General features: G+C 71.5%; 6 protein-coding genes. 4 read left to right on the forward strand and 2 right to left on the reverse strand.

The annotated features are described in order from the left end of the window. Positions 1 to 386: 386 nt before the first annotated feature. Complete coding sequence (locus tag ACRDP3_RS13980) at positions 387 to 836, forward strand: PTS sugar transporter subunit IIA (RefSeq protein WP_431517246.1); 450 nt, start codon at positions 387 to 389, stop codon at positions 834 to 836. 87 nt (positions 837 to 923) lie between these two features. Next, a complete protein-coding gene (gene ptsP, locus ACRDP3_RS13985) occupies positions 924 to 2,594 on the forward strand; it encodes a phosphoenolpyruvate--protein phosphotransferase (RefSeq protein WP_431517247.1) in 1,671 nt (556 codons plus the stop codon). Between the two features lie 24 nt (positions 2,595 to 2,618). Here ptsP and ACRDP3_RS13990 read toward each other — a convergent pair whose 3' ends face one another. Beyond that, a complete protein-coding gene (locus ACRDP3_RS13990; RefSeq protein WP_431517248.1) occupies positions 2,619 to 3,530 on the reverse strand; it encodes a hypothetical protein in 912 nt (303 codons plus the stop codon). An 81-nt stretch (positions 3,531 to 3,611) separates the two neighbouring features. After that, a complete protein-coding gene (locus ACRDP3_RS13995) occupies positions 3,612 to 5,648 on the reverse strand; it encodes an acetoacetate--CoA ligase (RefSeq protein WP_431517249.1) in 2,037 nt (678 codons plus the stop codon). Between the two features lie 311 nt (positions 5,649 to 5,959). On the opposite strand from ACRDP3_RS13995, the gene ACRDP3_RS14000 reads away from it, so the two are divergent. Continuing rightward, entirely contained in the window at positions 5,960 to 8,338 is a 2,379-nt protein-coding gene (locus ACRDP3_RS14000; RefSeq protein ID WP_431517250.1) for a glycoside hydrolase family 31 protein, read from the forward strand. A gap of 13 nt (positions 8,339 to 8,351) precedes the next feature. Further along, positions 8,352 to 9,206, forward strand: a complete 855-nt coding sequence (locus ACRDP3_RS14005) for a M15 family metallopeptidase (protein ID WP_431517251.1) — start codon at positions 8,352 to 8,354, stop codon at positions 9,204 to 9,206. Positions 9,207 to 9,300 lie beyond the last annotated feature (94 nt).

Genomic DNA, 9,300 nt, shown 5'->3' on the forward strand with positions numbered 1-9,300 from the left:
GGACGGGGTATCAACATATCTGGCGTTGACTTTTAGCACGCTGTTGAGTTCTCAAAGAACGGACGCTACCTTCGCAACCCCTCACAGGGCCCCTCCGGGCGCTTCCCTCTCGGTGTTTCCGACTCTACCAAGCTCCTTGCCCCGTAACGAAATTGGGGCGGCTCACCCAGCTGTCGGCGCTGGGCAGGGGGTTGACAGTACCGCTCCGCCGGGACGCGGGCAAATCGGTTTCGCGGAAGCCCCAGGTCCGCACGCAGAGCGTGAGGTTCACGCCACGCCCCCGCGCCCGCAGGGAACAGGCCGTTCCCATGACTTACGCTCTGAACGGTGCGCCGTCCGGGACAGGTAGCGACGGCGGCTGTTCGATCCTCATCGGGAGGCATCCCATGACCACCGTGACGTCCCCCTTGACGGGACAGGCCGTCGCACTGTCGGCCGTACCGGACCCCGTGTTCGCCGGCGCGATGGTGGGCCCCGGCACCGCTGTCGATCCCTTGCGTCAGCCGACCACGGCGGTCGCGCCGGTGGACGGCGTCATCGTCTCGCTGCACCCGCACGCCTTCGTGGTGGTGGACGCGGACGGCCACGGTGTGCTGGTTCATCTCGGGATCGACACCGTGCAGCTCAATGGCGAGGGTTTCGAACTCCGTGCCGCCAAGGGGGACACGGTGCAGCGTGGAGATCCGATCGTCCGCTGGGATCCGGCCGCCGTCGAAGCGGCCGGCAAGTCGCCGATCTCTCCGGTGATCGCGCTCGAGGCCGACGCCGACTCGCTTGCCGCTGTCATCGAAGAGGGCGACATCGAGCTGAGCACGACACTGTTCAACTGGAAGTGACCCCCGTACCCGCCCTGCGCGGGCGGGCCGGGTACGCGAGAACCACGGCGGTGGCCGCGGCCACCGCACCGACCGGAGACGGGTGAGATGGACAGAACGCTTCAAGGCGTCGGCGTCAGTCACGGAGTGGCGGTCGGCGAAGTAAGGCACATGGGTACCGCCGTCCTGGAGCCGCCGGCCAAGCAGATCACCGAGGAGGACGCGCCGCGGGAGCAGCAGCGGTCGCGCCAGGCGGTGGAAGCTGTGGCCAACGACTTGATGGCGCGCGGCAATCTGGCGGGCGGCGAGGCGCAGGCCGTTCTGGAAGCGCAGGCCATGATGGCCCAGGACCCGGAGCTGGTGGCCGACGTCGAGCGGCGTATCGCCGTCGGGAGCAGTGCGGAGCGAGCGGTCTACGACGCGTTCGCCGCCTACCGTGCGCTGCTCGCGAACGCGGGCGAGTATCTCGCGGGACGGGTGGCCGACCTGGACGATGTGCGGAACCGGATCGTGGCGCGGCTGCTGGGCGTACCGATGCCGGGCGTGCCGGACAGCGATCACCCCTACGTACTCGTCGCGCGCGACCTCGCTCCTGCCGACACCGCACTGCTCGACCCGGCCCTGGTCCTGGGCTTCGTGACCGAAGAGGGCGGACCGACCAGTCACAGCGCGATTCTGGCCCGGGCGTTGGGCGTGCCCGCGGTCGTGGCGTTGCCGGGTGCCTGTGCGGTGGCCGAGGGCACCGTCGTCGCGGTGGACGGAAGCACAGGTGAGATCACGGTGGCGCCGAGCGAGGCGGAGCAGGCCGCGCTGGCCCGGCTGGCCGCGGAGCGCAAGGCCGCGCTGGACTCCAGCAAGGGTCCGGGGGCCACGTCGGACGGTCACAAGGTGCCGCTGCTGGCGAACGTCGGCGGGCCCGCGGACGTGGCCGCGGCGCTCGAGGCGGGCGCGGAGGGCGTGGGACTGTTCCGTACCGAGTTCCTCTTTCTGGACGACAGCGCGAAGGCACCGTCGCAGGAGAAGCAGGTCTCCGCCTACCGGCAGGTGCTGGAGGCGTTCCCCGAGGGGCGCGTCGTGGTCCGGGTGCTGGACGCGGGCGCGGACAAGCCGCTGGACTTCCTCACCCCTGGCGAGGAGCCCAATCCGGCGCTCGGTGTGCGTGGACTGCGCACGCTGCTGGACCATCCCGAGGTGCTGCGGGATCAGCTCGGCGCGCTCGCCAAGGCCGCCGATGGCCTGCCGGTCTACCTCGAGGTGATGGCCCCGATGGTGGCCGACCGCACCGACGCCAAGGCCTTCGCGGACGCCTGCCGCGCGGCCGGACTGCGGGCCAAGTTCGGGGCGATGGTGGAGATTCCGTCCGCGGCGCTTCGGGCCCGGTCGGTTCTGCAGGAGGTGGAGTTCCTTTCGCTGGGCACCAACGACCTCGCGCAGTACACCTTCGCCGCCGACCGTCAGCTGGGCGCCGTCTCCCGGCTGCAGGATCCCTGGCAGCCCGCCCTGCTGGATCTGGTGGCGCTGGCCGCCGAGGCGGCGGAGGCCGAGGGCAAGAGCTGTGGTGTCTGCGGCGAGGCGGCTGCGGATCCGCTGCTGGCCTGTGTGCTGACGGGGCTCGGTGTGACCAGTCTGTCGATGGGCGCGGCCTCGATTCCGTACGTGCGGGCCACGCTGGCCAAGCACACGCTGGCGCAGTGCGAGCGTGCCGCGTCCGCCGCGCGGGCCGCCGACAGCGCGGGTGACGCCCAGGTCGCGGCACGGGCGGTCCTTTCCGGCGAATGAGCGCGACCGTGCCCGGGGGCGGCCTCAGCAGTGCGGGTCACCTCCGGGGGCGGGCAGGTCGAAGCCTGGCGCGTGCTCGACGCCGGGCTCGGGAGCGACAGGTTCACGGGTCACGGGATCGGTGCAGTAGGCCGCGAAGACCTCGGCGGCGGTCAGGGCCCGCAGCCAGCACGTCTCCGGATCGAGGCGCCAGCCGCGGACCAGATCGCGCGCCGCCCCGTCCTCGTCCGCCGGGTCCGTGCGCAGTACGAGCCCGCCCGGGCTCGCGGTGGCGAGGCCCGCGGCCAGGGCGGTGGTGAGGGCGAGGGCGGCCTCCTCCTGGGCGTGCAGCTCTCCATCGGGGGCTCTTCGCACATCGAGTGCGGTGACCAGGGGGATCCCGGGGACCGCGACACTGCCGACCAGATGGTGGGTGCCGGTGCCGGCCGCTTCCAGCACCAGAGCCAGCGCCCGGGCGGCCCGGTCGAAGACGGCACGCCCGATGTCGGCACCGCATTCCGTGCAGGTGCCGGTGTGTGCCAGCACGTCCGCCCCCGCCTCCCAGGTGAGGCGGCAGGCGTGCGCGTCGAGGAGCTGTGGGAGCAACTGGCCGATCGGCTGGCCCCGGTAGGGCATGGTGGTGCCGAGGGTCGCGACCTCCGCGGTGTAGCGCGTGCGGCTGGCGGAGGTGTCGGGGTCGAGCCGCTCCTCCTGGCAGAACAGTTCGAAGCCGACCGGGTCGAAGAGCGCGACGTGGAGGTGCACATGCTGTGCGGCGAGTGCCCGCAGCAGTCCTTCCAGCCGGCGCAGATAGTTCTGGTGATCGCCGAAGGTGAAGGAAGCGTAGCCACGCATGCGGGCGAAATGCGTCTCGTCCGCCAGCACCCCGACGATGCTCGGCACTTCGCGGCGCAGCGCCCGGTACCGGCTGCGCTTGCGGCTTCTGCTGTGTGCCATGGTCTCCCCCTCGGCGCTACGGATCACTTGCTCACTCACCGTAATCGAGGGGTCTGACATCGTCGTCGGGGACGACGTGCGTCACCCGGTGCGATCGTCCGCCAGCCGTTCGTAGAAGCGGAGCAGTTCGACGTTGTCGACGGAGCCGGGGTTGACCGCCTTTTCCAGCCGTGCGCCCTGGAGCAGGCGTTTGACCGGTACTTCGAGGCGCTTGCCGGTCAGCGTGTGCGGCACGCCCTCGATCTCGATGATCTCGTCGGGCAGGTGCCGAGGTGACAGTCCTTCGCGGATGGCGCCCTTGATGCGGTCACGGAGGGTGTCGTCGAGGACGGCGCCCTCGACGAGGTGGACGAAGAGCGGCATCCAGTAGCCGCCGTCGCTCTGTTCGACGCCGATCACGAGGGATTCGCGGATCTCGGGGAGTCGTTCGACCGCCTCGTAGATGTCGGCCGAACCCATCCGTACGCCCTGCCGGTTGAGCGTGGAATCGGAGCGGCCGTGGATGATGACGGTGTTGCGGCCGGTGAGGGTGATCCAGTCCCCGTGCCGCCAGACGCCGGGGAACATCTCGAAGTAGCTGTCGTGGTAGCGCGATCCGTCCGGGTCGTTCCAGAAGCGGACCGGCATGGAGGGCAGCGGACTGGTGACGACGAGTTCGCCGACCTCGTCGGTGAGCGGCTTGCCGTGCGGGTCCCAGGAGTGCAGGTCGGTGGCGAGTGAGGGGGCCTGCAGCTCCCCGGTGTGCACGGGGAGCGTGGGCACGGCACCGGCGAAGCAGCTGCACACGTCGGTGCCGCCGCTGACGGAGGCGATCCACATGTCCTCGGAGATCTCGTCGTGGATCCAGCGGAAGCCGTCGGGCGGCAGCGGGGAGCCGGTGGTGGCCACGCACTTGATCCGGGAGAGGTCCAGGTCGCGGCCGGGGTGGATGTCCGCCTTGCGGCAGGCCATGACGTACGCGGCGGACGTGCCGTAGAACGTCGTGTCCGTACGGGCGGCCACGCGCCACTGGGCGGTGACGTCCGGGTAGCCCGGGCTGCCGTCGTAGGTGACGACGGTGCAGCCGGTGAGCAGGCCGGAGACGAGGAAGTTCCACATCATCCAGCCGGTGGAGGTGTACCAGAAGAAGCGGTCGTCCGGGCCGATGTCGTTGTGCAGGCCGAGCTGCTTGAGGTGTTCCAGCAGGATGCCGCCCTGCGACTGGACGATGGCCTTGGGCAGGCCGGTGGTGCCGGAGGAGTAGAGCACCCACAGCGGGTGGTCGAACGGCACCTGCTCGAAGACGGGTGCGCCGCTCCCCGAGTCGTCGGCCGCGGAGGTGAGGTCGGACCATTCGAGGGTGCCGTCGGGGGCCGGGGTGCCGAGGAGGGGGACGTGTACGACAGCGCGCAGGGTGGGCAGTTCGCGGCGGAGTTCGGTGACGGTCTCGCGCCGGTCGTGCTCCTTGCCGCCGTAGCGGTATCCGTCGACGGTGAACAGCACTGTCGGCTCGACCTGCTGGAAACGGTCCAGGACGCTGCGGGCGCCGAAGTCGGGGGCGCACGAGGTCCACACACCGCCGACGGCGGCGGTGGCCAGCAGGGCGATGGCCGCTTCGGGGATGTTGGGGAGGTAGCCGCTGACCCGGTCCCCCGGCCGTACGCCCAGACGGCGCAGCTCCGCCGCGAGCGAGGCCACCTGGCCGCGCAGCTCCCCCCAGGTGATGGTCCGGGGCTCGTGCTCCTCGTCGACGTGCAGCAGTGCGGCGTCGTCGACGCGCGCGGGATCCTCGGCCGTCCGGAGTGCGTGTTCGGCGTAGTTGAGCGTGGCGCCGGGGAACCAGGTGGCACCGGGCATAGCGGGGTCGGCCAGAACGGACTCGTAGGGCGTGGAGAAGCGGATCTCGAACCACTCCGTGAGGGCCTGCCAGAACGTGGCCAGCTCCTCGACGGACCAGCGGTGCAGTGCCGCGTAGGCGGCGGCCGGGTCCCCGGGCGTGGCCGCGGGTGCGCCGTGGTGTTCGGAAGCCCATGCCTGGAACCGGGTGATCTGCGCACCAGCGATGCGGTCCGGGCCCGGCTGCCAGAGGGGCTCCGGCACGATGGGCTGCGGCTGCGGTGTGCTGTGCGCTGTGGTCATGGCGGCTCCTGGTCCGGCTGGGCTGGCGGCACGCCTGTGGGCGTACTCGGCGGCTGGGCAGGACGATGCCACCTGATCATCTGTCGCGCCATGGCGGACACCACACGCCAGGGTCACCGGGCGTGTGGCCGCACCACGACCCACCGCGGGCCCCACCAGGGTCCCACCGGCGTCCCGGCGCGGCGCGCAGGGGCGCGTACCCAGGGGCGCAGGGGGGCGCAGGGGGGCGCACGAGAAGGCCAGGTGGTCGCTGAATGAACGCCAGTTGAACGCCCCTGACGAGGTTCCGCCCCGATGGCAGGGTAACCGTCATGGATGCGCGTGGCCTGATGCGGTCGGTGAAGACGGTCGCCGCGGCATGGCGGGTGGGGACCGTACGGGCGGCGTGGCGACGGCGCCGCGCGGACGCCGTGGCACTGCCGCCGCCGGGTGCCGAACGGGCGCGGGTGCCAGGCCGGGCACGGGGGATGGAGCCACGGGCGGGCGGCGGGGTGATCCGGTTCGAGCGTTCGTCGTTGTCGGTGCGGGTGGCCGTGGGCGGTGCCGTCTTCCTCGGCTGGGACGGCGCGGAGCCCGAGCCGTCGTACGCGCTGGGCGGCCGGGTCCCCGGGCCGGACACCCGCGCGGAGCTGGAGCCGGACAAGGACGGCGGGTGGCGGGTGGTCTCCGAGCGGCTGCTGCTGACCGTGTCCCGGCACGGCACCGTGGAAGTGCGGACGCCGGGCGGTGCGCTGTTGCGCCGGGAGCTGCCGCCACGCTGGTGGGAGCCGGAGCGGGAAGCGCAGCCCGGGGCGGAGCCGGGGACGGCGTGTACGGGGCCGTCGGCCGCGCGCTGGCTGCAGCGCGCCGAAGTGGCCCCAGATGCTCATTTCTTCGGTCTCGGCGGCCGGGCGTCGGGCCCCCGCCTGCGAAACGGCTCCTACCGGCTGTGGAACACCGGTCAGCAGGGTGCCTTCGGTCCGCCTCAGGATCCGCTGTACATCACGATGCCGCTCCAGTTGGTCGTCGCGGATGTGGGAACCCATCTGGTCTTCCATGACAACTCCTGGGACGGCCGGGTGACGTTCAGCGAGGGCCTGGAGGGCCAGGGTTCGGGACACGACAGGAACGGCCGCAGCGAACTGCGGATGACCGGCGGGCCGCTGCGCTACTGGGTGATCGTGGGCCCACCCGCCCGTGTGCTGCACGGCTGGGCACTGCTGTCCGGCCCGCCCGCGCTGCCGCCCGCCTGGGCGCTCGGCCATCAGCACGCGCGCCGCTTCACCGCAGGTGAGCGGGAGGTACGGCGGATAGCGGCGGGTTACCGGGAGCGGGGGCTGCCGCTGCGCGCGCTGCACCTGGACGCCGACCACTACGACGGTGGCCGCGTCTTCACCGTCGACCGCGCCCGTTTCCCCGGTCTGCCCAGGCTGGCCGCCGAACTGCGCGCGGACGGTGTGCGTCTGGTGTCGGTCATCGGGCCGGCGGTCAAGGCCGAACCGGGCAACGCGGTCCATGACAGCGGTGCGGCTGTGGACGCGTTCGTACGGGACGCGCGGGGCCGGGAGGTGCGCGGAGTGGGTTGGCCGGGCGAGGCGGTCTACCCCGACTTCACCGAGCCGCGGGCGCGCAAGTGGTGGGCCGAGCTGTACGCGGGGCGGCTGGCGGACGGCTTCGCCGGGGCGTGGCACGACATGAACGAGCCCACGGTCTTCGCCGCCTTCGGCGACCGTACGCTGCCACGCTCCGCACGGCACGCCTTGGAAGGGCGCGGCGGTGACCACCGGGAGGCCCACAACGTCTACGCGCTGATGATGGCGGAAGCGGCCCATACGGGGCTGAGCCGGTCGCGGCCGGAGCAACGCCCGTACCTCATCTCACGCTCCGGCTGGGCGGGCATGCAGCGCTACGGCGGCGCCTGCTCCGGTGAGCCGGCCACCGACTGGGCGGGGCTGCGCGCATCGCTGTCGCTGGTCCTGGGTCTGGGACTGTGCGGAGTGCCGTATTCGGGCCCGGACATCGGCGGGTTCACCGGTTCGCCCTCGCCCGAGCTGTTCCTGCGCTGGTTCCAACTGGGCGCGTATCTGCCGCTGTTCCGTACCCGCGCCGCACAGCGTGCAGGGCGGCGGGAACCATGGGAATTCGGTCCGCGGGTGCTGGCGGACTGCGCTTCGGCGATGGCGGAACGGGAGCGGCTGCTGCCGTACTTCAGCACCCTGGCCCAGTTGGCACATCGCACGGGTGCCCCGTACGTCCGGCCGCTGTGGTGGCAGCATCCCCGGGACCGGGCGCTGCGGGAGTGCGACGACGCCTTTCTGCTGGGCGACGCGCTGCTGGTGGCGCCGGTGCTGAACGAAGGCGCGCGGCGCCGCCCGGTGCGGCTGCCGTACGGACGGTGGTACGACACGGCCACGGGCGAGGTACACGAGGGCGGGGGTGAGGTGGTCCTCGAGGCGCCGCCCTCCCGTATACCGGTGCTGGCACGGGCCGGTGCGGCGATACCGGTGGCGGGCGCGGACGGCGCCACGGAGCTGGAGGTATGGCCGCCCGCTCCGGGACGAACCGGCAGCGGGCTGCTGATCGGCGACGCGGGTGAGGGCCGGGAACCGGCGCCGGCTGAGCGGTTCACCGTGCGCCTGCGGGGCGGCGAGACGCTGGTGGCACAGGAAGACGGGGGTGCAGTGGGCTACCCGGTGCGCCTGCGCACCTGATAGAGGAATGGCCATGTCATTCAGAGGAAGATTCAGCGGCTCCCGGCTCGCCGCAGTGCTGCTCGCCTGCGCGACCCTCGTCACCCCCGCATCCGCGGCGTCCGCGGGGCCGACAGGGTTCCCCGCGCAGGAGAAGCCGGGCCACCGGGCGTCCCAGGAGCCCACGGCACCGAAGGAGTTCGTCGCGCTGCGCGACGTGGCTCCGAGCATCCTTCAGGAGAACCGCTACCCGACGCGGCACAACTTCGTCGGCGAGCCCGTGCGCGGCTACCGGCAGCGCATGTGCATCGTCACCCGCGACACCGCCGAGGCGCTGCGCAGGGCACAGCGTTCGTTCCTCGGGCGCGGCTATTCGCTGAAGATGTACGACTGTTACCGGCCGCAGCGCGCCGTCGATCACTTCGTCGACTGGGCGAAGGATCTGGACGACGAGCGGATGAAGGGTGAGTTCTATCCGCGGGTCGCGAAGGACCGGCTCTTCGAAGACGGCTACATCGCCGAGAAGTCGGGGCACAGCAGGGGAAGTACGGTCGATCTGACCCTGGTGCGGCTGCCCGCCCGGCCGACCCGGCCGTACCGGCCGGGTGAGCCGCTGGTTCCCTGCTTCGCTCCGAAGAATGTCCGCTTCCCCGACAACTCCCTCGACATGGGCACCGGTTACGACTGCTTCGACACGCTCGCTCACACGCTCGATCCGCGCATCAAGGGCGAGCAGCGGGCGAACCGGCTGCTGCTGAAGCACGGACTGGAGAAGGCCGGCTTCGCGAACTACGAGAACGAGTGGTGGCACTACACCTTCCGGCCGGAGACCTTCCCGGACACCTACTTCGACTTTCCCGTGTGGCGTCGCGCGCTCAGCCGGCACTGATCCGTACGCGAAGTACGGCGGCACGGAACCACCCCCGTGGATCCCGTGCCGCCGTACTGTGATGGTGGACGTCGGGATCTTCGGGGTGGTTCAC

Origin of the sequence: Streptomyces sp. (assembly GCF_050698815.1) — a bacterium.
In the GTDB taxonomy this organism is placed as follows: Bacteria; Actinomycetota; Actinomycetes; order Streptomycetales; family Streptomycetaceae; genus Streptomyces.